The sequence below is a fragment of the uncultured Sphingomonas sp. genome (assembly GCF_936927845.1).
Lineage (GTDB): Bacteria > Pseudomonadota > Alphaproteobacteria > Sphingomonadales > Sphingomonadaceae > Sphingomonas.
Genome location: NZ_CAKZHV010000029.1, coordinates 1 through 25,205 on the forward strand (window position 1 = coordinate 1; position 25,205 = coordinate 25,205).

General features: G+C 68.7%; 27 protein-coding genes and 1 tRNA gene. 17 read left to right on the forward strand and 11 right to left on the reverse strand.

Features of this window, described 5'->3' with window-relative positions; translation table 11 throughout:
- On the forward strand, positions 1-411 hold a 411-nt coding region (locus tag Q0579_RS03760; RefSeq protein ID WP_298809241.1), incomplete at its 5' end, for a lysozyme inhibitor LprI family protein.
- A gap of 80 nt (positions 412-491) precedes the next feature.
- Here Q0579_RS03760 and Q0579_RS03765 read toward each other — a convergent pair.
- Both Q0579_RS03765 and Q0579_RS03770 read right to left on the reverse strand, forming a co-directional pair.
- Positions 492-568 (reverse strand) — tRNA-Pro (locus Q0579_RS03765).
- Between the two features lie 118 nt (positions 569-686).
- Entirely contained in the window at positions 687-998 is a 312-nt protein-coding gene (locus tag Q0579_RS03770; RefSeq protein ID WP_298809243.1) for a putative quinol monooxygenase, read from the reverse strand.
- 155 nt (positions 999-1,153) lie between these two features.
- On the opposite strand from Q0579_RS03770, the gene yajC reads away from it, so the two are divergent.
- The 4 genes from yajC to Q0579_RS03790 are packed head-to-tail and all read left to right on the forward strand — an operon-like array spanning position 1,154 to position 4,509.
- Positions 1,154-1,495, forward strand: a complete 342-nt coding sequence (gene yajC, locus Q0579_RS03775) for a preprotein translocase subunit YajC (RefSeq protein WP_298809245.1) — start codon at positions 1,154-1,156, stop codon at positions 1,493-1,495.
- Positions 1,496-1,510: 15 nt separating this feature from the next.
- Positions 1,511-3,109: a protein translocase subunit SecD gene (gene secD / locus Q0579_RS03780; RefSeq protein WP_298809247.1), complete on the forward strand. Its 1,599-nt coding sequence runs from the start codon at positions 1,511-1,513 to the stop codon at positions 3,107-3,109.
- A gap of 13 nt (positions 3,110-3,122) precedes the next feature.
- Positions 3,123-4,097 (forward strand): protein translocase subunit SecF, encoded by a 975-nt coding sequence (secF, locus tag Q0579_RS03785; RefSeq protein ID WP_298809250.1) that lies wholly within the window; start codon positions 3,123-3,125, stop codon positions 4,095-4,097.
- Between the two features lie 43 nt (positions 4,098-4,140).
- Positions 4,141-4,509 carry an MTH938/NDUFAF3 family protein gene (locus Q0579_RS03790; protein ID WP_298809436.1) on the forward strand — a complete coding sequence of 123 codons (369 nt, stop codon included), beginning with the start codon at positions 4,141-4,143 and terminating at the stop codon, positions 4,507-4,509.
- Positions 4,510-4,614: 105 nt separating this feature from the next.
- On the opposite strand, the gene Q0579_RS03795 is transcribed toward Q0579_RS03790, so the two are convergent.
- Together Q0579_RS03795 and Q0579_RS03800 are read right to left on the reverse strand one after the other, a co-directional pair.
- Positions 4,615-5,790, reverse strand: coding sequence for a glycosyltransferase (locus Q0579_RS03795; protein WP_298809253.1), 1,176 nt, complete (start codon positions 5,788-5,790; stop codon positions 4,615-4,617).
- Positions 5,791-6,130: 340 nt separating this feature from the next.
- Complete coding sequence (locus Q0579_RS03800; protein ID WP_298809255.1) at positions 6,131-7,579, reverse strand: DUF2171 domain-containing protein; 1,449 nt, start codon at positions 7,577-7,579, stop codon at positions 6,131-6,133.
- Between the two features lie 317 nt (positions 7,580-7,896).
- Here Q0579_RS03800 and Q0579_RS03805 point away from each other — a divergent pair, with 317 nt between their 5' ends.
- From Q0579_RS03805 to Q0579_RS03815, 3 genes are read left to right on the forward strand one after another with little or no spacing between them, the layout of a single operon-like run.
- Positions 7,897-8,691: an NUDIX domain-containing protein gene (locus Q0579_RS03805; protein WP_298809257.1), complete on the forward strand. Its 795-nt coding sequence runs from the start codon at positions 7,897-7,899 to the stop codon at positions 8,689-8,691.
- A gap of 17 nt (positions 8,692-8,708) precedes the next feature.
- Positions 8,709-9,455: an extensin family protein gene (locus tag Q0579_RS03810; RefSeq protein WP_298809437.1), complete on the forward strand. Its 747-nt coding sequence runs from the start codon at positions 8,709-8,711 to the stop codon at positions 9,453-9,455.
- Positions 9,452-9,736, forward strand: a complete 285-nt coding sequence (locus Q0579_RS03815) for a barstar family protein (RefSeq protein ID WP_298809259.1) — start codon at positions 9,452-9,454, stop codon at positions 9,734-9,736. The genes Q0579_RS03810 and Q0579_RS03815 overlap by 4 nt, the downstream gene beginning before the upstream one ends.
- Before the next feature lie 4 nt (positions 9,737-9,740).
- On the opposite strand, the gene Q0579_RS03820 is transcribed toward Q0579_RS03815, so the two are convergent.
- The 4 genes from Q0579_RS03820 to Q0579_RS03835 form a co-directional block, all read right to left on the reverse strand.
- Positions 9,741-10,292 carry a hypothetical protein gene (locus Q0579_RS03820; RefSeq protein ID WP_298809260.1) on the reverse strand — a complete coding sequence of 184 codons (552 nt, stop codon included), beginning with the start codon at positions 10,290-10,292 and terminating at the stop codon, positions 9,741-9,743.
- 264 nt (positions 10,293-10,556) lie between these two features.
- Positions 10,557-10,862, reverse strand: coding sequence for a hypothetical protein (locus Q0579_RS03825; RefSeq protein WP_298809262.1), 306 nt, complete (start codon positions 10,860-10,862; stop codon positions 10,557-10,559).
- A gap of 53 nt (positions 10,863-10,915) precedes the next feature.
- Positions 10,916-11,671 (reverse strand): transglutaminase family protein, encoded by a 756-nt coding sequence (locus Q0579_RS03830; protein ID WP_298809265.1) that lies wholly within the window; start codon positions 11,669-11,671, stop codon positions 10,916-10,918.
- A gap of 91 nt (positions 11,672-11,762) precedes the next feature.
- Positions 11,763-12,500: a Bax inhibitor-1/YccA family protein gene (locus tag Q0579_RS03835; protein WP_298809267.1), complete on the reverse strand. Its 738-nt coding sequence runs from the start codon at positions 12,498-12,500 to the stop codon at positions 11,763-11,765.
- A 149-nt stretch (positions 12,501-12,649) separates the two neighbouring features.
- Here Q0579_RS03835 and thpR point away from each other — a divergent pair, with 149 nt between their 5' ends.
- Both thpR and Q0579_RS03845 read left to right on the forward strand, forming a co-directional pair.
- Positions 12,650-13,210, forward strand: a complete 561-nt coding sequence (gene thpR / locus Q0579_RS03840) for an RNA 2',3'-cyclic phosphodiesterase (RefSeq protein WP_298809270.1) — start codon at positions 12,650-12,652, stop codon at positions 13,208-13,210.
- 62 nt (positions 13,211-13,272) lie between these two features.
- Positions 13,273-14,832, forward strand: a complete 1,560-nt coding sequence (locus tag Q0579_RS03845; RefSeq protein ID WP_298809272.1) for an MFS transporter — start codon at positions 13,273-13,275, stop codon at positions 14,830-14,832.
- A 55-nt stretch (positions 14,833-14,887) separates the two neighbouring features.
- Here the strand turns inward: Q0579_RS03845 and Q0579_RS03850 are convergent, their stop codons facing one another.
- Positions 14,888-15,421 (reverse strand): superoxide dismutase family protein, encoded by a 534-nt coding sequence (locus Q0579_RS03850; RefSeq protein ID WP_298809274.1) that lies wholly within the window; start codon positions 15,419-15,421, stop codon positions 14,888-14,890.
- Between the two features lie 99 nt (positions 15,422-15,520).
- Positions 15,521-16,387, reverse strand: coding sequence for a CDP-alcohol phosphatidyltransferase family protein (locus Q0579_RS03855; RefSeq protein ID WP_298809277.1), 867 nt, complete (start codon positions 16,385-16,387; stop codon positions 15,521-15,523).
- 126 nt (positions 16,388-16,513) lie between these two features.
- Between Q0579_RS03855 and Q0579_RS03860 the strand changes: the two genes are divergently transcribed.
- From Q0579_RS03860 to Q0579_RS03890, 7 genes are all read left to right on the forward strand, one after another.
- Positions 16,514-17,623: an inositol-3-phosphate synthase gene (locus Q0579_RS03860; protein WP_298809279.1), complete on the forward strand. Its 1,110-nt coding sequence runs from the start codon at positions 16,514-16,516 to the stop codon at positions 17,621-17,623.
- A gap of 27 nt (positions 17,624-17,650) precedes the next feature.
- A complete protein-coding gene (locus tag Q0579_RS03865) occupies positions 17,651-18,391 on the forward strand; it encodes an NTP transferase domain-containing protein (RefSeq protein ID WP_298809280.1) in 741 nt (246 codons plus the stop codon).
- A gap of 140 nt (positions 18,392-18,531) precedes the next feature.
- The gene (locus Q0579_RS03870) at positions 18,532-18,747 is read left to right on the forward strand and encodes a hypothetical protein (protein ID WP_298809282.1); all 216 of its coding nucleotides are present in this window, start codon (positions 18,532-18,534) and stop codon (positions 18,745-18,747) included.
- A 66-nt stretch (positions 18,748-18,813) separates the two neighbouring features.
- Positions 18,814-20,010, forward strand: a complete 1,197-nt coding sequence (locus Q0579_RS03875) for an acetyl-CoA C-acyltransferase (RefSeq protein ID WP_298809284.1) — start codon at positions 18,814-18,816, stop codon at positions 20,008-20,010.
- A 34-nt stretch (positions 20,011-20,044) separates the two neighbouring features.
- Complete coding sequence (locus Q0579_RS03880) at positions 20,045-20,440, forward strand: hypothetical protein (protein ID WP_298809286.1); 396 nt, start codon at positions 20,045-20,047, stop codon at positions 20,438-20,440.
- 67 nt (positions 20,441-20,507) lie between these two features.
- Positions 20,508-20,972, forward strand: a complete 465-nt coding sequence (locus tag Q0579_RS03885; RefSeq protein WP_298809288.1) for a hypothetical protein — start codon at positions 20,508-20,510, stop codon at positions 20,970-20,972.
- 147 nt (positions 20,973-21,119) lie between these two features.
- Positions 21,120-24,308 (forward strand): TRCF domain-containing protein, encoded by a 3,189-nt coding sequence (locus tag Q0579_RS03890; RefSeq protein ID WP_298809290.1) that lies wholly within the window; start codon positions 21,120-21,122, stop codon positions 24,306-24,308.
- Between the two features lie 200 nt (positions 24,309-24,508).
- Here the strand turns inward: Q0579_RS03890 and Q0579_RS03895 are convergent, their stop codons facing one another.
- A complete protein-coding gene (locus Q0579_RS03895; protein WP_298809293.1) occupies positions 24,509-25,000 on the reverse strand; it encodes a nucleoside deaminase in 492 nt (163 codons plus the stop codon).
- Positions 25,001-25,205 lie beyond the last annotated feature (205 nt).

Genomic DNA, 25,205 nt, shown 5'->3' on the forward strand with positions numbered 1-25,205 from the left:
GAAGGGGGTCCCTTTTGCACGCCGATAGGGGGTCCTTTTTGGACGCCGATTGACACATCCGCAGCAACCGAGGTTGTCGATGCTCTGAGCCACGAAGCGGCGGAGCTAGAGGCATTTCACTCCAACTACGCGATGAAGGCCCGCACAGGGGCTGCGTACGGGGTCGCGGACGCGCACTTAGAACAGGCGCTGATGGACTTGCGCCTGTTGCTGAGCGAAAGCGAAGAAGAGGCTTGGCAAGCAGCACAAGATAGGTGGCGTGAGTACCGCACGGCGCTCGAAGTCTGCGCTGCGCTAGAGTTTGAAGGCGGCACTCACGCCTCACTCGCTCAGATGATGGCGGGACTGAGCGAAACCGAGCGCCGCACTTTGGAAATACGCGCTCAGATAGAAGAGCGCTCTTCCTGCTGACAAACGTGTATGATGAGCCGTCGGGGCCGCAGAAAGGGCATGCGCCGCTCTCGTGGTGCCACAGGTAAGAAAGAAGCTCTTGGTCGGGGCGACAGGATTCGAACCTGCGACCCCCACACCCCCAGTGTGATGCGCTACCAGGCTGCGCTACGCCCCGACCGAGCGGCGGCCATTACGCGTGGGCGCGCGGGGATGCAAGCGAATGTGTGGCGGTACCGTCCGAGCGGAGCGGAAGGCGAGCCATGCCGCTCTGCCCGCCCGCACGATGCCTGTCCTTAGCCGCCGATCAGGTTGCGCCAGTGCTGGCCGTCCCAGGCGTCGATTCTCATCGCCGAGGGCGCGTGCGCGCGCAGCGCGCGGCCGAATGCCTTTTGGTGGTCGGCCTGGCCATGCGCGGCCAGCGCCTCGGGCGACGACCAGCGCTCGGCAACGCGGACGAGATCGGGGTCGGCGGCATCGAAGGCGAAACTATATTCCTCGCAGCCGTCCTCGGTCAGCACGGTCGCGACATGATCGGCGAGGAGCTTCGCGGCCTTCGCGCCCTCACCCTCGCCCAGCTTGATCGTACCCATCACCAGGATCGTCATCGGCTTGTCCTCTCCGGTTCGGCGCGTGTCCGCCGCCCTTCGCAAACGGGCATATCGGTGCGCGCCGGTTGCGCCAACCCCCGCCTGATGGTAGCGGCCGAGACTTCCTGCGCGTGGGGCTTCCTCACGCGCACCCCCGGTTTTGCATGGAAACGATGCTCATCTCCCCAGCTTACGCGCAGGCAGCCGGCGGCGCCGCATCCGCGAACGGCGCGCTCGGCGGCATTCTCGGCCTGGCGCCCCTGTTCCTTATCTTCATCGTCTTCTACTTCTTGATGATCCGGCCGCAGCAGGCGCGGGTGCGCAAGCTGCAGAACGCGGTCGCGGCGGCGAAGAAGGGTGATTCGGTCGTCACCGCGGGCGGGCTGGTCGGCAAGATCACGCGCGTCGAGGATGCCTTCGTCGAAGTCGAGATCGCGCCCAACACCCGCGTGCGCGTGGTGAAGGCGACGCTGGCGGAGATCACGCCGCTCGGCTCCAAGCCCGCCAACGACTGAGCGGGATACACGACGATGCTCGATTTCCCGCGCTGGAAGGTCGTCTCGATCTGGGCGTTCCTGGCCGTCTTGGTCGCACTCGCGATCCCGAGCGTGGTGCCGGGATTGAACGCGCGCCTGCCGGTCAAGATACCGACGATCAACCTGGGGCTCGATCTGGCAGGCGGCAGCTACCTCCTGCTCGAGGCCGACACCAACGACGTTGCGGCGACGCGGGTCGAGGCGATGCGCGAGCAGGTGCAGACCGAAATGCGGCGCCAGAACCCGCGGATCGAGATCGGCGACATCTCCAGCCGCGGCGGGCAATTGTCGTTCCTGCTGCGCGACCCCACCCAGGTCGACGCCGCGCGCGAGCGGTTGCTGTCGATCACCGGCGGCGGCGCGGGCATGACCGGCCAGCGCGAGTGGGACATCCAGGTCGTCGACACTAGCCGTTTCGTGCTGACGCCGACGCAGGCGGGCCTCGCGCAGGCAGTCGACCGCGCGATGCAGGATGCGACCGAGGTCGTGCGCCGCCGCATCGACGAACTGGGCACGCGCGAACCGACGATCATCCGTCAGGGGTCGAACCGCATCGTCGTGCAGGTGCCGGGGCTGGGCAATCCGCAGGCACTGAAGGACCTGCTCGGCAAAACCGCCAAGCTCGAGTTCAAGCTGGTCGACGTCAACGCCGACCCGGCGCAGCTCGCCAAGGGGCAGGCGCCGGCGGGCAGCCAGGTGCTCCCCTATCCGAACAATCCGCAGGGCGTGCCCTTCATCGCGGTGAAGCGCTCGGCGATCATCACCGGTGACATGCTGTCGGACGCGCGGCAGGAGTTCGACCAGCAGACCAACGCGCCGCAGGTGTCGATCACCTTTGACGCGCAGGGCGGCCGCCGGTTCGCGCGCACGACGCAGGAGAACGTGAACAAGCCGTTCGCGATCATCCTCGACAACAGCGTCATCTCCGCGCCGAACATCAACGAGCCAATCCTGGGCGGGCGCGCCGCGATCAACGGCGGGTTCACGACCGAGAGCGCCAACGCGCTCGCGATTGCGCTGCGCTCGGGCAAGCTGCCGGTCGCGTTGAAGGTGGTCGAGGAATCGACCGTCGGCCCCGATCTGGGCAAGGATTCGATCCGTGCGGGCATCATCGCTTCCGCGGTCGCGGTCGCGCTGGTGGTCGCGTTCATGCTGGTGACCTACGGCCGTTTCGGCGCGTATGCGAACCTCGCGGTCGTCATCAACGTGTTCGTCATCCTGGGCGTGCTGGCGCTGATCGGGGGCACGCTGACGCTGCCGGGCATTGCGGGCTTCGTGCTGACGATCGGCACCGCGGTCGACGCCAACGTGTTGATCAACGAGCGCATCCGCGAGGAATTCCACCGCGGGCGCAGCGTCGTGCAGTCGATCGAGCTCGGCTACAAGGAAGCGAGCCGGACGATCTTCGAGGCGAACGTGACCCACGCGATCTCGGGCATCATCATGTTCCTGCTGGGCTCGGGCCCGGTGAAGGGGTTCGCGGTGGTGCTGCTGATCGGCATCGCGACCAGCGTGTTCACCGCCGTCACCTTTACCCGCATGCTTGTCGCCGGTTGGGTGCGCCGCACCAAGCCCAAGACGATCAACATTTGAGCCGGGCGGACCCATGAAACTCCTCAAGCTCGTCCCCGACAATACCAACATCGATTTCGTGCGGCTGCGCGGGATCGCCTTCGGGCTGACGCTGCTGCTCAGCGTGATCGCGGTCGGGCTGACCGCGTACAAGGGGCTGAACTTCGGCGTCGATTTCGAAGGCGGCCTGATGATCGAGGAGCGGTTCGCGACACAACCGCCGATCGACCAGGTCCGCAGCGTCATCGAGCAGCAGAACGTCGGTGATGCCAACATCCAGCCGATCGGCGACGGCACCACGCTGTCGATCCGCCTGCCCGTCCAGTCGGGCGGCGACGAGGGCGCGACCAATGCCGCGGTGAAGAAGGTCGAGGCCGCGCTCGCCGCCAAGTTCCCGGGCGCGACGTTCCTGCGTTACTCGACCGTGTCGGGCAAGGTATCGGGCGAGCTGGTGCGCAACGGCGCGATCGCGATCGTGCTCGCGATCCTGGGCATCGGCCTGTTCGCGATCTTCCGCTTCGAATGGCAGTTCGGCGTGTCGACGATCGTCGCGATCGTCCACGACCTGCTGATGACGCTCGGCTTCTTCGCGCTGACGCAGTTCGAGTTCGACCTGAACATCGTCGCGGCGGTGCTGACCATCATCGGCTACTCGATCAACGACAAGATCGTGATCGACGACCGCATCCGCGAGAACATGCGCCGTTATCGCAAGATGGAAATGCGCGAGATCATCAACCTGTCGGTCAACGAGACGCTGCCGCGCACCGTCATGACTTCGGTGACGATCCTGCTTGCGCTGGGCGCGCTGCTGTTCCTCGGCGGGCACGTGCTGCGCGGGTTCACCGCGGCGATGATCCTGGGCATCTTCGTCGGCACCTATTCGTCGATCTACGTGTCGTCGTCGCTGCTGATCTCGCTCGGCCTGCGCGCCGAGCCCGAGGGCGGCGCAGCACGGCCGGGACGTGGCGGCATGGAGAATGCCGAGCGCGTCGGCCCGCGCAACTGACGCTGGCGGGTAGCGGGCGATGGTGACGCGGGGCGGCGGATCGATGCGAATGGACCGCGCCGGCGCGGCGGGTCCGCTGATCCGCGCGATGGGGCCGAACGGCTTTCGTGTCGACGAGAACGTGTACACCGCGCTGACGCTGACCCCGACGCGCGCCGACGGCTGGTCGCCGCCGCCATTGGCCGAGCTGACCGAGGGTGATCTCTCCGCAATCCTGGCGGGCACGCCCGAGTTCGTGCTGCTCGGCACCGGCGCGAACCTGGCGCGGCCGCCGCGAGCGCTGATCGCCGCGCTGGAGGCGCGCGGGATCGGAGTCGAGCCGATGGACAGCCGCGCCGCCGCGCGCGCCTGGGGCGTGCTGCGTGCCGAGGACCGACAGGTGGTGGCGGCGCTCTACCCGATCGACGCGTGAGCCGCCGCCGCTCGCGGCGGGTATGGGACAGACGCGGGTAATTGTGGCACGATCGGGGCGCGCTCGAACGTTTCTACGGTCGCGTCGACCCGAGCCGCTCGTTGATCAGACCCGTCGATGATCGGCGATCAGCCGCGATAGATGGTCGTAGAGTGCCTCGGTGTTGGCGGCCCAGGTAAACCGCTCGGCATGACGCCGGACTGCTGACGGTGCGGGCGGGTCGGCGAGCAGGCTGCGCAGCACCTCCGCGAACCCCGTCGGGGTGCGCGCGACGATCCGACCTGCCGCCCTGTTAGTCACCACCTCGCGTGCGCCGCCGGCGTTGGGGATGACGATCGGCGTCCCGCAGGCGAGCGACTCGATCCAGGCATTGGCGAGCCCTTCCGACGACGAGGCGAGCGCGGTCGCATCGGCAGCGGCGAGCCAGCGCGGCAGATCGGCGTGCGGCACGCTGCCGAGCAGGCGGACGCGTTCGCCCAGGCCGCGCTCGGCCACCAGCCGCTCGAGCCGCGCGCGCTCCGGCCCCTCCCCCGCGATCGCGAGCGTGACGCCGGGCAGGTCGGCCAGCGCGTCGATTACGATGTGGTGCCCCTTGCGCGGGATCAACGCGCCGACCGACACGACCAACGCCTGAGAAACGCCGAGATCGCGTTTCGCCGCGTCGCGGTCGGCAGGTGCGAAACGGTCGAGGTCGACGCCGGTATGATGAACGCGAATGCGCGGCGCGGGCAAGCCCAGCGCCACCATGTCGTCGCGCATCGCCGCGCTGACCGCGAGCAGACCGTCCGCCTGCTGCCCGGCGCGCCGCACCAGGGCAGCAGTCGCAGAGGCGCGGCCCCAATGGTGGATGTCGGCACCGCGCGCCTTGATCGAGACGGGCACGCCGTAGCGCCGCCCGAGCGCGACTGCAGCGGGGCCGTCGGGAAAGAAGAAGCTCGCGTCGATCACCTCGAATGCGAAGTCGTCGCGGATGCGATCAAGAATTGGACGCAGCGCGCGCGCGAGGGCCGCGGCGTGGAAGCGGCCCGCGGTCGCCGGCACGGCGACGAAGCGCGGTCGTTCGACCGGCAACCCGCGCCAGATCTCACGCCGCGGTAAAGCGGCGAGTGCACGGTAGTGCGGGTGGCGCGACAGCGGCCACGGCGGCAGGCCGACCGGTGCGACGACGCGCAGGTCCACCGCCGGGTGCGCGGCGAGCCCGAGGGTCTGGCGTTCCACGAACACGCCGAAATTGGGTCGGGTCGCATCGGGGAACAGGGTGGAGAGCGTGAGGACGCGCATGAGGGCTCGTCTAGCGCGGGCGGGTTAACACGGCGGTATTGGCGCGGTGGTCGGGCGTCAGACGCCGTTGCGGCAACGACGATGCCGAAGAGTGCATCAGTCCTGAATGTTGGAATGGGCCGCGGTAATGGCGAAGGTCAAGGCGTTGATCTGAGATGCGATTTCACACGATCTGGTGAGAACAAAGTCGTTCGCGGGTCAGGCCTACCCACCGCGAGCTTTTGCCGGGGACGAAGGTCGACTCTGGATCGTCCGGCTCATCAACACGGCCATCACCCGACCGTGAACGCGAAAGGCCCGGACGTTTCCGCCCGGGCCCTCGGTTACAGCATCGATGCGCTTACTTGTTCTGGTAAGTGCCCGAGAAGCTGCTGTTCAGGTTGGTGTCGGTGCTGCTCGAGGCCGAGGTTGACGACGCGCTGGTGCCGGTCGTGCCGGTGCTGCCCGTTGACGAACCCAGCGTCGATGAGCCCTGCCCACCCATGGTCTGGCCCGACGTGCTCTCACCGCTGCCGTAGCCGGTCGCGGACGACGATTGCGAGCGCTGGCCGGTGCGGTCGCTGGTGCGATCACCGTAGCCGAACATCGCCTGCTTGTTCTCTTCGTCGCGCCACTGCTTCTTGGCCTCGTCCGCGGTCTTGGACAGTGTCACCTTCTTGTCCTCGACCGACTGGATCCAGCTCGACGGGATCGAGTGGTGCTGGCCGCCCGCATCGACGTCGTTCTTGGTCAGCAGGATGCGGTCACCGCGCACTTTGTCGACGGTGCCGACGTGACTGCCGTCCGAGCCGACGACTTCGGCATGTTCCTTCACCTTGTCGAGCGAATCGCGCTGCGTCTGGCGGTTGGTGCGCCACGAGCTGAATTCGTTCTGGAACTTGGTGCGGTTCTCGCTGCGATACTCATCATAATCGCGGTCGAGCGCCGCGATCTGGCCCGAACGCCAGTGATGATAGTCCGAGTCGCGATCGCTCGATCCGCGCTGGTTGTACTCGCGCTCGTCGTAGCGGTTGTCCATCTCGCGGCGACGCTCGGCGTCCTCGTCACCGAACCACGAGCGGACCTCGTCGCCGGCGCGCGCGAAGAAGCCGCGGTCCTGATAATCATAGCCCTGCGGCGCGCGGCCGTAATTGCCACCACGCTGCGAGTCGCCGCGGTCGTTGCCGCCGTAGCGGTTCTGCTCGTCGCGGCCGTAGCTGCGGCTGCGATTGTCGTCGTCCCAGTGCTTGCGATCGCCCACGTCGACAAAACGGCGTCCGTCCGAGCCGTAGCTGCCATGATAGTCGCTGCTGGCCGAACCATATTGGTTCGACTGGCCGTAGTCCGAGCGGCCGTACTGGCTCGATTGGCCGTACTGGCCCGACTGGCCGTACTGATTGGACCGGCCGTAATCCGATTGGCCGTAGTTCGAACGCCCGCTGTTCGAGCGGCCATAGTCCGACCCGCCGTAGTTCGAGCTGCCGTAGCTGGAGCGGCCATAGTCCGAACGGCCATCGCGTTCGTCGCGGTCGCGATTATAGTCGCGCGCGTAACCGGCGTTGCCGTATTCGCGCTGGCCGTACGAGCTCGACCCGTACGAACCCGAGCCATAACGGTCGTTGTTGCCGCGATCGTTCCGGTCGTTCCGGTCGTCGTCACGGCCCAACATGCCGGCCGACTGATAGTCGCGCGCGCTCGAATAGCTGTGCTGGCGACCCGAGCCATAGTCACGGCCATAGTCCTGCGTTTCGTCGCGATTGTAATAATCGCCCTGCGGGTTGGTGCCGCGCGGGTAACGTTCGTAGCCCATTAGGTCCTCCTTGCTGGACAGCAACGCGCCGGTTGTCTGCGTCGTATGCAAGGGCAGAAAGTCTCGGATCGGAGCTTCGTTCCTGCCGTTTCGGCCACGTAACGGGCACTCGTCGCATGCCGCGCTCGTTTGATCCACATCAAGAATGCTTATTGACCGAGGTTAGCGGGGCGTCGGGTGCTCACACGCCCTTGCGCACGGCGCGGCATCCCCCGATGTTGCGCAGTGGAAGGAGCGTGCATGATCGTCGCAGGGCTGCGGACACCGACAGGCGGTTACATCCGTCCATCACGCCGTCTGTGCGACGAGGCGCGACGATGAGCGGGCATCCGACCCGCGACGCGGTTATGAGCACCGATCTGCCGCCTGCAATCCCCGCCGCGACGCTGGTGATCTTCCGCGACTTCGACCAGGGCCCGCCCGAACTGCTGATGGTGGAACGCGCGCAGAAGATGGCGTTCGCGGCCGGCGCGATGGTGTTTCCGGGCGGACGCGTCGATCCCGGCGACGAAGCGATGGCACGCGCGCTGACGCCGGGTGACGTTGAAGAGACGGCGGCACGGGTCGCGGCGATCCGCGAGACGATCGAGGAAGCCGGACTGCCGATCGGCCTAGCCCAGATGCCGACGCGCGACACCTTGGCGCAGATGCGGCAGGCACTCCACGCGGGCAGGCCCTTCGCCGAGGTATTACGGAACGCGGGCGTCACGCTCGATCTCGACCGGCTGGTGCCGTTCGCGCGCTGGCGTCCGGCGCACCGCCACATGCGGATCTTCGATACGCGTTTCTATCTCGCGCGGCTGCCGGCCGACGCGCCGGGCGCGAGCGTCGATCGTACCGAAAACGTGCGGCTCGCCTGGGCGAGCGCGCAAGCCGTGCTGACCCAGGCCGATGCCGGGCGGCTGTCGATCATCTTTCCCACCCGCCGCAACCTGGAGCGGCTGGCGCAGTTTGCATCCTTCGACGAGGCGGTCGCGCATGCCCGCGCGACGCCGGTGCGCGTCGTGACGCCGTGGGCCGAGCAGCGCGAGGGAGAGGAACGGCTCTGCATACCCGAGGACCTCGGCTACCCGGTGACGTCGGAGGCGATCGACCAAGCGCTGCGGGGGTGAGTGCGGGCGCGCGAGTGATCCGCCGCACGCGCCATGCGCTCCGCACGCTGGTGGTCATCGGCGTGATCGGGCTGTTCGCGTTGGTCACGTGGGGCGTGCTGCGCGGGCGACCGCAGGACCTGCCTTGGACACCGCTCGACCTGGCGCAGCCGATCGGCGTGTTCACCGGGCGAAAGCTGACCGCATTGGGTGAGGATTTCGGCGCGTGTCGCGCGCTGCTCGACCGCGCGGGCGTGCGCTACACCGCGCTGCCACCGCGCGACGACGGCGCGCGTTGCGGATATAGCGACGCGGTGCGCTTCACCGGCGGCGGCGCGCGTGACCTCGCCTATACACCCGCCGGGCTCGGCATCGCCTGCCCGGTCGCCGCGGCGCTCGCCAAATGGGAGTGGGACGTGGTGCAGCCCGCAGCCGAGCGGCAGTTCGGGACTCGGATCGCGTCGATCGAGCATTTCGGCAGCTATTCGTGCCGGCGCATCTACGGGCGCGACGCGGGCAATTGGAGCGAGCATTCAACCGCCGACGCGGTCGACATAGCCGGGTTCCGGCTGGCGAATGGGCGGCGCGTGACCGTGGCGCGCGACTGGAACGGTGGAGAGAGCGAGACCGCGCGGCAAGATGCGGCGTTCCTGCGCGAGGTTCGTGACGGCGCGTGCCGACTGTTCGCGACGGTGCTGTCGCCCGACTATAACGCCGCGCATCGCGATCACTTCCACCTCGATCAGGCGAACCGCGACGCGGCTGGTTGGCGCGCGTGCCGGTGACTGCGATCACACTCGACGCGCGCGGTTGGCAGGAGTTTCGCGACATCTACGCCGCCCTACTTCCCGCGCTCGGCGCACCCGACTGGCACGGCCCCAATCTCGACGCGGTATACGATGCGCTCGTCGCGGGACATTACCGCGTGGCGCCGCCGTTTGTGGTGACGATCCGCGAGGTCGACGCGGCGAGCGCGGCGGTGCGCGCCTATCTGCCGCGGCTCGTCACCGTGTTCGACGATGCGCGCGCGCAATATGGCATTGACGCGCGACTGGTGCTCGCGTGAGCGATCAGTGGAGCGGCGCGCCCGCCTCGACCTTCTCGACCCAGTGCGGGAAGAACGCGGGTTGGCGCGATGACCAGCCCGACGCGGTCGCGGCGGCCTCGCTGATCGATTGCAGCAGCTTGCGGCGCAGTTCCGGATGGAGGTGCGGCAGCGCCGCCGCCGAGCAGAAGGCCGCGGGCAGCCACGGCCGCACGCGCGCGCCGATCAGCCGCTCGTAGAGGAAACGGTAAGCGGCAAAGCTGAGCAGCCGCCCCTGCCCCAGATCGAACGCCGAGGTGACGACGAGGGGGGCGAGGAACGGCTCCACCGTGTCGAGCCCGCTGTCGTCGGGCACCGCGGCGCGCAGATCGTCGAGCCGGCGGTAGTGACGCGCCTGCGCGCGGATCGAAGCCGCCTCGACCACGTCGCGCGACCAACGCAGCATCGCGTCCTGCCGGTCGAGCCCGACATCCAGGCTGCGCCGGATGTAGCGCTGCGTCGCCGCCGGGAAACTCGCGAATTCCTTCATCTCTGCCAGCGTCATCGCGCCTTCCGCCGGCTTCATCCTCGCGCTCATCGCTCAACCCCGCCCGATCACCCATGCCATGCGGGGCATCATGCGCCAGGATGGTTAACGCCAGCCTTAACGATACGTGCGCCGCGTCATAAATCCATCATGTGCGATGCCGCAGCGCAACATAAATGCGGTAAAACGAGCGGCCGGTTATCTTTAATTGTCCTACGCTGGGTCGCGCGAGCAACAGTGATCGTCGGAGATGTCACCGCAAACGAAAAAGGGCCGGCGCGGCGCCGACCCTTCCTCGTACCAAATCGGGCGCGGTCAGGCGTCGCGCTGGCGCTCGGCCTCTTCCGCGGCGTCGAAGCCCGACGAGGCTGGGGGCTCGTCCTTGCGACCGGGGATCGTCGACGAGATCGGATCAGACGCATCCATCGATTCGTCGAGACCCTCGTCGAGCTTGGCATCCTCGTTCGACGGGTCTTTTTGCAGCCGCTTGTTGATCATCTTGTCCTGGCCGGCATCCTGGCGCGCGTCCTTGCTACCACCCGCATTGCCTGCCTGCGTCCCCTGGTCCGGGGCCACCGACATGCTGTCGAGCGCGCGATCGTCGATCGGGTTATCGGACACCTGAACCTCCATCCATGTTTCGACACAACAACGACGTGCGCGCCCGCCTGTTCCTAGAGGCGGGTCACCGTCACGCGCTGCTGCTGGAGCCAGGCGCTGCCGAAGATCGTCATGAACGCGATGTCGGTCGCGTCGCGCCCGACGCAGACGCGCGCGATCTCGTCCGGGTGCGCCATTCCGGTCGGGTCGACCAGCCGCCACGCGCCGCCGAGCCACAGTTCGACCACCGCGTGGAAATCGGGCGGGTCGACGCCCGGCGCATAAGCGGCGACGCAGCGCGCCGGGATCTCGCCCGCGCGCGCCAATGCGACGAGCAGGTGCGCGTAATCGCGGCACACCCCGCGCCGCTCGGCAAAGGTGTCGAGCGCGCTGCTGCGCCCGTCGCTGCCCGCGCCGTCATAGTCGAGATTGCCGCGCACCCAGTCGGTCAGCGCGACCGCGAGATCGCCGCCGCGCAGGAAATGGTCGAAGCGGTGCGACTCGCAATATCGGCTGGGAAGCAGATAGGGGATCGTTTGCGGCGGCAGCAGCGCGGCCGGGGTGTGCGGCATCGCCGCGAGCGAGGGCGTGACGCGGTCGATCCGCACCACCGCACGGTAATGCGCGACGAGCCGGTATTCGGCGGTCGCCCAGGTGCGCTGACCGATCCCCTCCTCGCCCGCGACCGCGCGGATCGGATGATCGCTCTCGATGATCAGCGACTGTTGTTCGAGCCGCTGGTCGGGGAGTGCCGCCGCCTCGATCTGGAGCAGCACGTCGGCGCGCTCGGGAAAGCCGTAATCGAGATAAGCGTCGATCGAGAGGCGCACGCAGATGATCTTTCAAAGGTAGGCGCACAACAAACGGGCCCGGCGGTTGGCCGCCGAGCCCGCACATCTTTATTCCGCTGCTATGCCTGGATCAGTCGCGGCCGGAGCCGAACAGACGCAGGATGAACAGGAACATGTTGATGAAGTCGAGGTACAGCGTCAACGCGGCGAGCACCACGGCCTTGGACACCAGTTCACCGTGGCCCGCGACCTGGAAGTACATGCTCTTGGTCCGCTGCGTATCATAGGCGGTCAGCCCTGCGAACAGCAGCACGCCGACCAGCGAGATGAGGAGGCCGAGCGGGCCCGAGTTGACGAACATGTTGATCAGGCTGGCGACGATCAGGCCAACCAGACCGATGATCAGGAACGTGCCGAACGCCGACAGGTCACGCTTGGTGGTGTAGCCGTAAAGGCTAAGCGCCGCGAAGCCCGCGGCGGTCGCGAAGAACGCCTGCGCGATCGCGACCGGCGAGTAGACGAGGAAGATCGTCGACAGCGACAAACCCATCGCAACCGCGAAGCCCCAGAACATCGCGCGCAACTGGCCCGAGCTGAAGCGGTTCTGCCCGAAGCTCATCGCGAACACGAAGGCGAGCGGGGCAAGCACGATCACCCAGCGCAGCGGCGTCTGGAACACGGCCGCGGCATAGCCCGACAGTGCGAAGCCCAGCGCGACGATGCCCGTCAGCAGCACGCCCGAGGTCATGTAGTTGTAAACAGACAGCATGTACGACCGGAGACCCGCGTCGTAGGCGGCGTCCCGCGTACCGGCCTGCGCCGCCCCGAAACGGGCGGTAGAGGACCGAGGGTCCGACCAGTTTGCCATTGTCAATTCGCTCCTTCGTCCGGCATGGAACACCGGATCAACGTTGAATATCGCGCGCGGGCTCCGTCTTTTCAAGCGAGCGCCGGGCTCCATCCCGCCGATGGCAACGGTTCGTTACATGCCCGGCGATCGCGCCCGCTGGAGGGACCATGCACCGCCTGTTCGTCGCCTTGCGCCCGCCCCCCGACATCCGCGACGCACTGGTCGACGTCATGGACGAACTGCCCGGCGCGCGCTGGCAGGACGAGGAGCAGTTGCACGTCACGCTGCGCTTCATCGGCGAGGTCGAGCGACCGCAGGCGGAGGATATCGCGGCTGCGCTGGGCACCGTGTCCGCGCCCGTGGTCGAGGCGCGGGTCGACGGGGTCGGCACGTTCGACCGGCGCGGGCGCGTCGACACCTTGTGGGCGCGGATCGTGCCGGCCGAACCGCTCGCCGCGCTCCACCGCAAGGTCGATCAGGCGCTGGCACGCGCGGGCGTCGCACGCGACGAACGGCGCTACCTGCCGCATCTGACGCTGGCGCGGTTCGGGCGAGGAAGCAGCGACGCGGGCGCGATCGCGCGCTGGGTCGCGGGCCATGCCGCGCTGACGACCGCCGCGTTCACGCTGCCGCATCTGATCCTGTACGAGAGCCACCTGGGCCATGAAGGCGCGCGCTACGAACCGGTGGTGCGCTGGCCGCTGGCGCCTGGCGTCGACGCCCGCTAGGCTCGCGATCAAACGACGCAAAGGGGTTGGGGATGGCGGGGCCAACAGCAACGGGGCCGCAAATGGCGGCCGAGGTTCGCCAGAGCGAGGTGCGCGCGACCGGTTACGCCTGGTACGTGCTGGCGCTGCTGTTCGTCGTCTACATCCTGAACTTCGTCGACCGGCAGGTGATCTCGATCCTGGCCGAGGACATCAAGCGCGACCTGCACCTGAAGGACGAGGACCTGGGATTCCTCTACGGCACCGCCTTCGGCGTGTTCTACTCGCTGTTCGGCATCCCGCTCGGGCGATTGGCGGACAGTTGGTCGCGCGTGCGGCTGATGACGATCGGGCTCGGACTGTGGTCGACGATGACTGCGCTGTCGGGCTTTTCCTCGTCGGGCGCACAACTGACCGCGGCGCGGATCGGCGTCGGTGTCGGCGAGGCGACCGCGTCGCCCTCGGCCTATTCGCTGATCTCCGATTATTTCCCCAAGAAGCTGCGCGCCACCGCGCTGTCGATCTACTCGGCGGGCATCTACGTCGGCGGGGGATGCTCGCTGTTCATCGGCGGCGCGATCGTGCAGCGCTGGAATGCGGCCTACCCGACGGGAGGCCCGCTGGGGCTGGTCGGGTGGCAGGCGGCGTTCCTCGCCGTCGGGCTGCCGGGGCTGGTGCTGGCGGTGTGGATCGCGACCCTGCGCGAGCCGATCCGCGGCGCGGTAGAAGGCCTGCCCGAGCCCGAGCGGCATCCGGCACCGTTCCGCGCGTTCTTCGACGAACTGGTGACGATCCTGCCGCCGCTGACGCTGATCGGCGCGCTACGCGGGGGCCCGCGCGCGCTCTTGGTCAACCTGCTCGGGCTCGGCGTCGTCGTCGTCGCAGTCACGGTGTTGCTGAGCGCCGGTGAGCCCGCGCCGCAATGGTTGGCGGTCGGCACCGGCTGCTACGCCGTTTTCTCCTGGGCGTGCGCGCTCAGACGGCGCGATCCCGCGACCTTTGCGCTGATCATCGGCACGCCCGCCTTCGTCTGCACCGTCGTCGCCTACGGGCTGAACGCCTTTCTCAGCTACGCCGCGAGCTTCTGGGCCGCGCCGTACGCGATGCGCGTGCTGGGGGTCGAGCCGGCGACCGCTGGGTTGATCTTGGGCGGGGTCGGCGCGCTGTCGGGGTTCCTGGGCGTCACCGTCGGCGGCGTGATGGGCGACCGGTTGCGGCAGCGCAACCCGGCTGGGCGACTGGTGATGGTGATCACGGGCGCGGTTCTGCCAGTGCCGTTCCTGGCGATGGGGTTCACCACCGGTTCGCCCGCCGTGCTCTACCCCTGCCTGTTCGCGGCGCAATTCTTCGCCAGCCTGGCGCTCGGGTCGGCGGCGGCGACGACGCAGGATCTGGTGCTGCCGCGGATGCGCGGGGCGGCGACCGCGACCTTCTTCATCGGCACCACCCTGCTCGGCCTCGCGCTCGGACCGTATCTCGCCGGTCGGGTGTCGACGCTGTCGGGCAGCCTGTCGACGGGCATGTTGTCGCTGCTGCTGACCGTGCCGATCACGCTTGCCGCCGCGGTCGCGGCCTATCGCCTGGTCCCTGCCGCCGAGCGCACGCGCGAGGAACGCGCGCGCGCCGCGGGCGAGGTTATCTGACTCGCCGGACAGACGGATGATCGGGCGCGCGCCACAGCGGGCGAGCGCCCGCGCGTCAGGCGGGCTGGAACACGCCGCAGGCGATACGATCGCCCGAATTGCCCGACGGATCGGTCATCAGGTCGTCCGCCTTGGCGTGGACGATGAAGGCCGCTCCGTCGGCGTCCATCAGCCCGGCCATCGTCGCGCCCGGCACCGTCGCGCCAATCGTGCCGCGGCCGCCCGAATCAACCACGAGATTGGGCAGGTCGCCCTCGTGCGGGCCCTGCGGGTTCATCGCACCATGCTTGCGCCCGGTCGGGTTCCAGTGACCGCCCGCGGTGGTGAACGCGGGTGCGTCGCAGCGGCCGACCGCGTGGACGTGGACGCCGTGCGTCCCGACCGGCATCGACATGCCGTCGACGGTGAAGCGCAGCCCCCCCGCCACCTCGGTCGCGGTGGCGCGGCCCACGTCGGTACCATCCGCTGTGCGTAGGCTCGCCACCGCCTTTGCACCGCCCGCCATCGGCGTGCCCGTCGCCATCTCCTCGCGCGCGCACGCGCCGAGCGCGAGGGTCGTGCCCGCCGCGATCATCAATGCCAGCCGCATCACCTTCTCCCTGATTGAACCGGTTCGGGAGCGAAACGGGTCGCCGGCCTCAGCGTTCCCGCGCGCCCGCTCCCACCTGCCCACTCCCGCGCGCGTCGATCAGTGCCCGCGCCCGACCAGCGCGACGATCCGGCACGCGCTCGCCGCCCCTTGCGCGATCGCGACCACCAGGACGAGGTTCAGCAGAACCAGCTCGGTCAGGAAAAACCACAAGGGCGAGCCCGCGATCATGCTGAGCCCGAGCAGGATCGTGCGCGGATTGGCGCCGATCACCGCCAGCACGGGCAATGTCCGCGTGCCCGCCGCGCGCGCCAGCTCGGCGATGCGGGCGCGCTCGGGCGCGTCGTGCTCGGCGCTCACCACCAGAGCGTCGACGCGGCGCGTCGCGCCCGACATCGTGTTCCACGCCCGCAGATACGCCCGCGACAACGCGCCGCCGAGCCCCGGCTGCGGCGCGCGCTGGTTCTGCAGCCACGGCACGTCATAGACCCACCATTGATAGCTGCGCCGCGCGCTCTCGGCATACACCGACTGCACCGCGCGCGACACGCCCGCGCCCAGCGCGATCACCCATGCGACCCAGCCGAGCGACCCGTCGAGCTGCGCGGCGAGCAGCGCGTAAAGGATGCCGTGGCCGAAATAGTCGCACATCCCGTCGACCACCTCACCGCGCGGCGACGCCCGACCCGACAGACGCGCGAGCATCCCGTCCGCCCCGTCGACGACGTGCCACGACAGGTGCAGCAGGAAACCGATCGCGATCCCCCAAGCACCGCCCACCAGCGTGTAGAAGACGCCCGCGGTGACCACCATCACCGCACCGAACACCGATACCATGTTGGGCGTGACGGGCGTCGGAACCAGCGCGCGGGCCAGCGCGCCCGCGATCGGATGATAAAGCGCGGCGTTCAGAAAACCTTGCAGTTCCCGCGGCTTTCCCGCCACAGTGGGTCGAAATTCGTCCACGCTTTCCCTCGTGCAGACGCGGCCGCGATGGTGTACGATCACCCTTTGCTTGACAGCCGCAACGGTTCTGTCACGGAGCGGCAAACTTTCTGTCTTGTGCCGGACGTGCCCGGCAAGTGGGGATCAATGAATACCATCAAGGTCGCGGTTATCGGTGTCGGCAATTGCGCCAGCAGTCTGGTGCAGGGCAAGTACCATTATACCGGCAGCAACACCGCCAGCGGCCTGATCCACGAGGACATCGGCGGCTACAAGGTCGGCGACATGGAGTTCGTCGCGGCATTCGACGTCGACAGCCGCAAGGTGGGCCTTGATCTCGGCGAGGCGATCTTCGCCAAGCCGAACTGCACCAAGGTGTTCCACGCCGACGTGCCCAAGACCGGCACGATCGTGAAGATGGGCGCGAAGCTCGACGGCGTCGCCCCGCACATGTTGACCGCCGCCAACGACCGCGGGTTCGAGATCAACGACACGCGCGACGCGGAAAAGGCCGAGATCGTCGCCGAGCTGAAGAATTCGGGCGCGGAGATCCTGGTCAACTTCCTGCCGGTCGGCAGCCAGGAAGCGACCGAATTCTACATGGAATGCGCGCTCGAGGCGGGCCTCGGCGTCGTCAACTGCATGCCGGTGTTCATCGCCTCGCGCCCTGAATGGGAAAAGAAGTTCGCCGACGCGGGCCTGCCGATCATCGGCGATGACGTAAAGGCGCAGGTCGGCGCGACGATCGTCCACCGCGTGCTCTCCAACCTGTTCGGCCAGCGCGGCGTGACGATCGATCACACCTACCAGCTCAACACCGGCGGCAACACCGACTTCATGAACATGCTCGACCGCAACCGGTTGGCGAGCAAGAAGGAGTCGAAGACCGAGGCGGTGCAGGCGGTGATCGCCGAGCGTCTGGCGGACGAGAACATCCACGTCGGTCCGTCGGACTATATCCCGTGGCTGGGCGACAACAAGCTGTGCTTCCTGCGCCTCGAAGGCGATCTGTTCGGCGGCGTGCCGATGAACCTGGAACTGCGCCTGTCGGTCGAGGACTCGCCGAACAGCGCGGCGGTGGTCGTGGACGCGATCCGTTGCGTGAAGCTTGGCCTCGACCGCAAGGTCGGCGGCGCGCTCGCCGGCCCGTCGGCATTCTTCTGCAAGCACCCGCCCGAGCAGGTGACCGACGATGTCGCGGCGCAGATGACCGACGAGTTCATCGCCGGCCACGAAGCCCGCATCGCCGCCGAATAACGGCCACGGTCGCGCGGGACTGATCCGATGCACGCCGTGATCGTCGCGGCCGGCTATGGCAGCCGGCTGCGCGCGGTGTCGCCGTCGAAACCGCTGACCCCGGTCGCGGGCGTCGCGCTGATCGACCGCGTCATCCTCGCGGCGCGCGACGGCGGCGCGAGCGCGTTCACCGTCGTGACAGGTCACGAGGGCGAGGCGCTGGAGGCGCATCTGGCGCAGGCGGCGCGGACCTATCGTGTCAAGATCACCTGCGTGCGCACCGACGATTGGTCGCGGCCGAACGGACACTCGGTCCTGACCGGCGCCGCGGCGGTCGGGCGCGAGCGGCATCTGCTGATGATGGCGGATCACCTGTTCGATCCCGCACTGGTCGCGAGCGTGATCGCCGCGCCCGCCGCCGCGCTGGTGCTCGGCGTCGATCGTCGATTGGACAATCCGCTGGTCGATCTCGACGATGTGACGCGGGTGCGCACCGCCGCTGACCGGGACGGCGACCGGATCGTCGCGATCGGCAAGCACCTGCCCGATTACGACTGCTACGACACCGGCGTGTTCGCGGTCGATGGACGGTTCCACGACGCGTTGCGCGCCTCGATCATCAGCGGCGGCGCGGGATCGATCTCGGCGGGCGTCGAGGCGCTGGCGCAAAGCGGTGACGCCCGTGTCGTCGACGTAGGGAACGCCTGGTGGCTCGACGTCGACGATCCGCGCGCGCTCGCCCAGGCCGAAGACGCGCTCGCCGGCCGCGCGCACGGGCTGGCGGCCTGATCCGCCCGACCTGACCGACCAGCCTGATCGCCTGGCCTGATCGGCTGCGCCGGATCAGCAAGAATATGTAACCGTTGCGGCCGGAACGCCGCGGGCGCGGTGGCGATTGGAATGGCTGATCCATGTTGAGGCCATCCGCCATGAACCGACGCGAAACCCGTGCCCGCACCTTTTCCGGCTGGCCCGTGCTCGCCGTGCTCGCGATCCTGATCGCGGGCGTGCTCTATCTGACGCTCGCGCGGCGGGAGCCGGCGGCGCGCGTCAAGCCCGCGACCGGCTCGGCGCAGGCGATGGCGCTCGCCGCCGCGCGCGACGATGCCGCGTCCAAGCAAGCGGGCGATCCATCTAGGCAATAGCACGCACGCGCGATTGCGACGGCCGCGCGCCCGATCTAGGCAGGGGCAACCATCAGGAGAGCCCCCATGCGCGAAGCCGCTATCGTATCCACCGCCCGCACCGCGATCGGCAAGGCATATCGCGGCGCGTTCAACGCGACCGAGGCACCGGTGCTCGCCGGGCACGTGATGAACGCCGCGGTGGAGCGCGCCGGGATCGACCCCGCGCGGATCGACGACGTGTTCTGGGGCGTCGGCAATCAATGGGGCACGCAGGGCGGCAACGCCGGGCGGATGGCGATCTTCGCCGGCGCATTGCCGCATTCGGTGCCGGCGTTCACGCTCGACCGCAAGTGCGGTTCTGGGCTGACCGCGGTGGCGCTCGCCGCGCGTTCGATCATCGCGGGCGACATCGACGTCGCGCTGGCGGGCGGCATGGAGTCGATCAGCTACACGGTCACCAAGGACGCACCGCGCTTCGTCAACGAAAGCGTCACGAGCAAAGTGCCCGCCGCCTACATCCCGATGATCGAGACGGCCGAGATCGTCGCCGAGCGCTACGGCATCACGCGCGCCGCCCAGGACGAATATGGCGCGATGAGCCAACAGCGCGCCGCGCGCGGACTGGAGACAGGCGCATTCGCCGAAGAGATCGTGCCGATCACGGTCGAGAAGGCGATCTTCGACAAGGCGGGCAACAGGACCGGCACCGAGACAGTCACCGTGACGCAGGATGAGGGCATTCGTGCGGGCAGCACGGTCGAGGCGCTGTCGGGGCTCAAGACCGTGTGGGCGGGCGGCGAGTTCACCGGGCCGGGCAGCAACGTGACCGCGGGCAACGCCAGCCAATTGTCGGACGGCGCCGCCGCGCAGATCGTGATGGACCGCGCGACCGCCGAGGCTGAGGGCAAGGACATCCTCGGCATCTATCGCGGCTTCCAGGCGGCGGGGTGCGAGCCCGACGAGATGGGGATCGGCCCCGTCTTCGCGATACCGAAGCTTTTGGAGCGCTCCGGGCTGTCGGTCGGCGACATCGGGCTATGGGAGTTGAACGAGGCGTTCGCGTCGCAATGCCTCTACTGCCGCGATCATCTCGGCATCGATCCCGACAAGTACAACGTCAACGGCGGCGCGATCGCGGTCGGGCATCCGTTCGGCATGACGGGCAGCCGGTTGGTCGGCCACGCGCTGATCGAGGGTCGCAAGCGCGGGGTGCGCTACGTCGTCGTGTCGATGTGCACCGCAGGCGGCATGGGCGCGGCGGGATTGTTCGAGATCGTCTGACGGATCGGCTGTGCCGGCGGCGCGTTTGAGCGGCATGAACGACAAGATGCGCAACACCGACCGCCGGAACCCCGACGCGCCGCTCGACCATGCCGAGGTCGATCACGAACGCTCGCACCAACCCGCGCCGTTCAACCGGCCGGAGGGCTATACCGGCCAGGATTACAGCGTCGAGGACGAGCGCGCGCGCGGTGCGCGGGCTCCCTCCGGCACCGTTGCCGCGCGCCCCGGCGAGCATGTGCGCGACGCGGCACCGGTTCCGCCCGACAACGGCCAGCGTGCGTCGTTCGATCCGGCGACGGGCGAGGTGCACGGCAGCGGTAGCGGCGCGGGCGGCGGCAATCCCGGCGAGGCGTTCGACGACGACAGCACCGGCGAGGAGCCGGGCCTGTCCGGCGGCGCAAGCGCGAGCCAGCCGCCGCAGCGTTGAGCTGAGTGTCCGGCGGGTCGTTGACCCTGCCGCGATAACGCTGCGGCAGCGAAGTACGCAGCACATCATGCCGCTTCCCGAACCGCTCGCGAAAACGATCACCGCCGTCGCCTTGGCACTGCGCGACGCAGGCGATCCGTGGTGGATCATCTCCAGCGCTGCAGCCGCGCTCCACGGCGTGCAGCCGATCACGGTCGCCGACGTGGACGTGATCCTCAGCCCAGACGACGCGACCCGAGTGTTCCCGCAACTGGGTATCGCGCCCCTGCCGCCCTCCAACCACCCGCGCTTCCGCTCGGCGGTGTTCGGCCGCTGGCTGGTGCCGCCGCTCGCCGTAGAGTTCATGGCCGTGTTCGAGCTGCGCGATACTGACGGCCTTTGGCGTCCGGTCGTGCCGCAGACGCGTGAAGCGGTGTCGCTGGGCCAGACCACCGTGTTCGTTCCAGCACGTGCCGAGTTGCGTGCGATGTTCGCGCGGTTTGGCCGCGCGAAGGACCACGCACGGATCGCATTGCTCGATCAGATCGGCTGATGCCGCGGCGAGATGCGCACGACCACCGGCGACGTAGCCCTGCCATCCAGCCGGTAGTTTTGCACCCGTCATCCGCGCTACGCCACGGAACCGCCCCTCTCCCCCAACCGTTCGCGCGGCTCACTTCGAGCGGGAAAACAATCACCTATGTCCGACGACGCGCCCGCTGCCGCCATGCTGATCGGCAGCGCCCCCGCCGCCCCGATGCTTGAGACCGGGGAGATCGCGGCGGCGGCGGCCGAGCTGCTGGGCAGCGGCGACGTGCTGATCGCCGCGGTTGACGAGGCGCGCGGTATCGCCATCGCCCACGCGCTCGCCGCGGCCGCGCCCGACGCGTGCGTCTTGTTCTGCCCAGGCAGCGACGCGTTGCCCGGCGACGATGCCCCCGCCTCCCCCGCCAACGTCGGACAGCGCGTCTCGGCGCTGCGCCAGTTGCGGCTGCTGACCGCGAAAAAGAAGCGCGCACCCGTCGCATGCGTGACCACCGGTGAGGCGCTGGCGCGCGCTTACCCGCCGCCGCAGGCGTTCGAGGCGACGCCGCCGACGGTCGAGCTGGGCGCCGCGATCGACCTGTCCGCGCTGTCCGACGAACTGCTCGAGCTCGGCTATCTCGCCGACGAGCGTGTCGACGAGCCGGGCGAGATCGCGCTGCGCGGCGCGGTGCTCGACGTCTTCCCCGCCGACGCCGACCTGCCGCTGCGCATCGAGGTGGCCGACGGCAAGATCGCCAGCCTGCGCTGCTACGACCCCGCCGACCAGCGCACCGTGGGCGAGATCGAGCGGCGCGAGCTCGGCCGCGTGTCCGAGCCGAAGCTGGGAAAGGAGCGCACGACGCTGCTCGACCATCTTCCGAGTGCGTGCGTCGTGATCGGCCCCGCGGCCGACGAGCGCCGGCGGCGCTTCCTCGCCCTGTCGGCCGACGCGGAAAAGCGCCGCCCCAGGCGCGCGCTGAAGGACGTGATCGACGAGGCCGCATGGGCGGCGGCGATCGAGGTGGCCGAGCAGGTGACGATCGAGCGGGTCGGCGAGTTGCCGCCGCGCTTCGTCGAGGGCAAGGCACCGCTGCGCGCCTTCGCCAAGGCAGCGCGCGCGGCGTGGGACGGTGGAACACGCGTCGTCCTGATGGGCAGCGCGCGCGACCTGCGCTTCCTGCGCCGCCGCGTCGCCAAGGCGGTGAAGCGCGAACCCCACCAGGTCACCTCCTGGGCCGAGGTCACGAAGGCGACGGGTGACGCCTTTCTGCTGCTGGAGATGGCGACCGATCGCGGGTTCCGGCGCGACGGCGTGCTGGCGGTCGCCGCCGCCGACCTGCTCGGCAGCCGCGCCGAGCGCGACACGACCTCGACCGGGCCGGCGGACGCGGCGCTGTTCGACTTCGGCGAGATCCGCGTCGGCGACGTGGTGGTGCACGAGGAACACGGCATCGGCGTGGTCGCGGGTCTGGAGCGCATGACGCACGACGAGGGCAGCACGACAGGCGACGCGATCAAACTGACCTACGCGGGCGAGGCGACGCGGCTGGTGCCGGTCGCCGAGGCGGACCGCATCTGGCGCTACGGCGCGGAGGCCGACGCGGTGACGCTCGACAAGCTCGACGGATCGAGCTGGCAGAAGCGCCGCGGCGAGATCGAGGAGACGATCGCCAAGGACGCGGCGGCGCTGACCGATCTGGCCAAGGAACGGGCGGAGCGCGACGCGCCAGTGCTCGCGCCCGACACCGCGGCCTATGAGCGGTTTGCGGCGGGCTTCCCCTTCACCGAAACGGCGGATCAGGCGCGCGCGATCGAGGCGGTGCGCACCGACCTCGCCTCGGGCAAGCCGATGGACCGGCTGGTGATCGGCGATGTTGGTTACGGCAAGACCGAGGTCGCGCTGCGCGCCGCCGCGCTCGCCGCATTGGCGGGCGGACAGGTCGCGATCGCCGCGCCGACGACGGTGCTCGCGCGCCAGCACCTGGAGAGTTTCGCCAGCCGCTTCGAGGGAACAGACGTGGTGGTCGCCGGCCTGTCGCGGCTGTCGAGCGCGGCGGAGAAGAAGCAGGTCAAGGCCGGCCTGGCCGACGGGTCGATCCACGTCGTCGTCGGCACCGGTGCGGTCGCGGGCAAGGGCGTCGCGTACAAGAACCTCAGCCTCGTCATCATCGACGAGGAACAGCGGTTCGGCGCGGCGGACAAGCAGCGCTTGCGCGACCTGTCGGCGGGGCATGTGCTGTCGCTGTCGGCGACGCCGATCCCGCGCACGTTGCAATCGGCGCTGGTCGGATTGCAGCAACTCTCCGTCATCGCAACGCCCCCGGCGCGGCGCCAGCCGATCCGCACCGCGGTCGCCAGCTTCGACCCCGAGGTGATGCGCGCAGCGCTGCTGCGCGAAAAGGCACGCGGCGGGCAGAGCTTCGTCGTCGTGCCGCGGATCGAAGACATGGCACCGCTCGCCGAAAAGCTCGAACGGCTGGTGCCCGAGCTCGACCTGCTCCAGGCACACGGCAAGATGGCGGCGGCGGAGATCGACGACGCCATGGTCAGGTTCGGGCGCGGCGACGGCGACGTGCTGCTCGCGACCAACATCATCGAGGCGGGATTGGACGTGCCGCGCGCGAACACGATGGTGATCTGGCGCGCCGACCGCTTCGGGCTGTCGCAACTGCACCAGCTACGCGGGCGCGTCGGGCGCGGCAGCCGGCGCGGGCAGGTGCTGCTGTTCACCGAACCCGACCACGAGATCGCGCCGCGTACCCTCAAACGGCTGCGCACGCTGGAAGCATTCGATCGATTGGGCGCGGGCTTCGCGATCAGCGCGCGCGATCTCGACATGCGCGGTGCGGGCGACCTGTTGGGCGAAACGCAGGCCGGGCACATGAAGCTGATCGGGATCGACCTCTACCAGCAATTGCTCGAGGACGCGCTGCGCCGCGCGCGCGGCGAGGAAGCCGACCGCTGGACGCCCGAACTGCAATTGGGGGTCGAGGGTTGTCTGCCCGAAACGTGGATCCCCGACGAGGAACTGCGCGTGTCGATCTATGGTCGGATCGCGCGGCTGTACGACGCCGAGGCGCTCGACGCGTTGGAGGAGGAACTGGAGGACCGCTTCGGTGCGATGCCCGACGAGGCACGTACGCTGATCGCGGTCGCGCGGCTGCGCGCCGAGGCGCGCGCGGCGCAGATCCAGCGCATCGTCGCGGGACCGGCCGCGATCGCGCTCGAACCACGCCCACGCGTCACGCTGTCGGCGGAAGCGCTGGAGGAGAAGAACGGCCGCTACCTGCTGCGCGAGCGGATCGAGGATGCCGACGAGCGACTGGCGAAGGTGCAGGAGGTGGTCGCAGCGCTGGCGGAATGAGGTGGCGGGTGGAGGGCGATGCCACGATCACCGCAACGCGTCGTTGCCCCACCTGACCCCCGCTCTAGTCACCCCGGACTTGATCCGGGGACCCGCTATTTAGACGGAGCGAGAGAAGGTAGCGTCATCCCGGATCGAGCCCGGGATGACAGGATGCCGCACGTTGGTACGCCATCTCGCGGTTCGAGAGGAAGCCGCGATCACAAATTCGCCTGTTCCTCCACCGGCAGGTCGGCACCCGGACCGTAGTAAAGCTCGGCACACTCGTTCCGCAGGCAACCGCCCTCGATCGTGATGTCGTCACGATACGCGTGGGTGACGAAGGCGAGCGTGTCGACGCCGTGCGCCTCGAAATACATCGGGTGCACGTCCGCGCCTTCCGCGCCGTAAACGACCCGCGTCACCTTGGACCAGATCGAGGCCATCGTGCACATGCCGCACGGTTGCAGCGTCGAATAGAGCGTCGCGCCGCGCAGTTCCATGTCGCCGATGCGCTCACACGCGCGACGGATCGCCATCATCTCGGCGTGGGCGGTCGCGTCGGGCAGTTCGTGCGTCTGGTTGCGCTCGGCTGCCAGCACCTGCCCGTCGCGCACGATCACGCAGCCGAGCGGCGAGGTCGACGGGTCCGAGCCCTTCGATCGCGCGACCTCCAGCGCCACGCGCATCCAGCGTTCGTCGTCCTCGGTCATCGATCATCCCCTTCGGGCACGATAACGTGCGGACGGATCGAAAGACGCGTCTCCGGTGGAGCGAAATGCCGCTATTCAACGCTCAGGCGGAACAAGGGTGTGACGCAGGCATAAAGCCCGACGCGGGTTCGCGGCGTAACGGTGCCGCAAACGCAGACGCGCTCCTGCCGGGGGGCGGCAGGAGCGCGTCGCGTTCGGTCCGTCG

Bases quoted from the DNA above. Each gene is read 5' to 3' on its own strand.
- Q0579_RS03870 (WP_298809282.1), top strand. From the start codon at position 18,532: ATGAACCGACGCGAAACCCGTGCCCGCACCTTTTCCGGCTGGCCCGTG.
- Q0579_RS03795 (WP_298809253.1), bottom strand. From the start codon at position 5,790: ATGCGCGTCCTCACGCTCTCCACCCTGTTCCCCGATGCGACCCGACCC.
- Q0579_RS03820 (WP_298809260.1), bottom strand. From the start codon at position 10,292: ATGAGCGCGAGGATGAAGCCGGCGGAAGGCGCGATGACGCTGGCAGAG.
- Q0579_RS03845 (WP_298809272.1), top strand. From the start codon at position 13,273: ATGGCGGCCGAGGTTCGCCAGAGCGAGGTGCGCGCGACCGGTTACGCC.
- Q0579_RS03875 (WP_298809284.1), top strand. From the start codon at position 18,814: ATGCGCGAAGCCGCTATCGTATCCACCGCCCGCACCGCGATCGGCAAG.
- Q0579_RS03860 (WP_298809279.1), top strand. From the start codon at position 16,514: ATGAATACCATCAAGGTCGCGGTTATCGGTGTCGGCAATTGCGCCAGC.
- Q0579_RS03890 (WP_298809290.1), top strand. From the start codon at position 21,120: ATGTCCGACGACGCGCCCGCTGCCGCCATGCTGATCGGCAGCGCCCCC.
- secF (WP_298809250.1), top strand. From the start codon at position 3,123: ATGAAACTCCTCAAGCTCGTCCCCGACAATACCAACATCGATTTCGTG.
- Q0579_RS03880 (WP_298809286.1), top strand. From the start codon at position 20,045: ATGAACGACAAGATGCGCAACACCGACCGCCGGAACCCCGACGCGCCG.
- Q0579_RS03895 (WP_298809293.1), bottom strand. From the start codon at position 25,000: ATGACCGAGGACGACGAACGCTGGATGCGCGTGGCGCTGGAGGTCGCG.
- Q0579_RS03790 (WP_298809436.1), top strand. From the start codon at position 4,141: ATGCGAATGGACCGCGCCGGCGCGGCGGGTCCGCTGATCCGCGCGATG.
- Q0579_RS03850 (WP_298809274.1), bottom strand. From the start codon at position 15,421: ATGCGGCTGGCATTGATGATCGCGGCGGGCACGACCCTCGCGCTCGGC.
- Q0579_RS03805 (WP_298809257.1), top strand. From the start codon at position 7,897: ATGAGCGGGCATCCGACCCGCGACGCGGTTATGAGCACCGATCTGCCG.
- Q0579_RS03800 (WP_298809255.1), bottom strand. From the start codon at position 7,579: ATGGGCTACGAACGTTACCCGCGCGGCACCAACCCGCAGGGCGATTAT.
- secD (WP_298809247.1), top strand. From the start codon at position 1,511: ATGCTCGATTTCCCGCGCTGGAAGGTCGTCTCGATCTGGGCGTTCCTG.
- Q0579_RS03835 (WP_298809267.1), bottom strand. From the start codon at position 12,500: ATGGCAAACTGGTCGGACCCTCGGTCCTCTACCGCCCGTTTCGGGGCG.
- Q0579_RS03885 (WP_298809288.1), top strand. From the start codon at position 20,508: ATGCCGCTTCCCGAACCGCTCGCGAAAACGATCACCGCCGTCGCCTTG.
- Q0579_RS03865 (WP_298809280.1), top strand. From the start codon at position 17,651: ATGCACGCCGTGATCGTCGCGGCCGGCTATGGCAGCCGGCTGCGCGCG.
- thpR (WP_298809270.1), top strand. From the start codon at position 12,650: ATGCACCGCCTGTTCGTCGCCTTGCGCCCGCCCCCCGACATCCGCGAC.
- yajC (WP_298809245.1), top strand. From the start codon at position 1,154: ATGCTCATCTCCCCAGCTTACGCGCAGGCAGCCGGCGGCGCCGCATCC.
- Q0579_RS03770 (WP_298809243.1), bottom strand. From the start codon at position 998: ATGACGATCCTGGTGATGGGTACGATCAAGCTGGGCGAGGGTGAGGGC.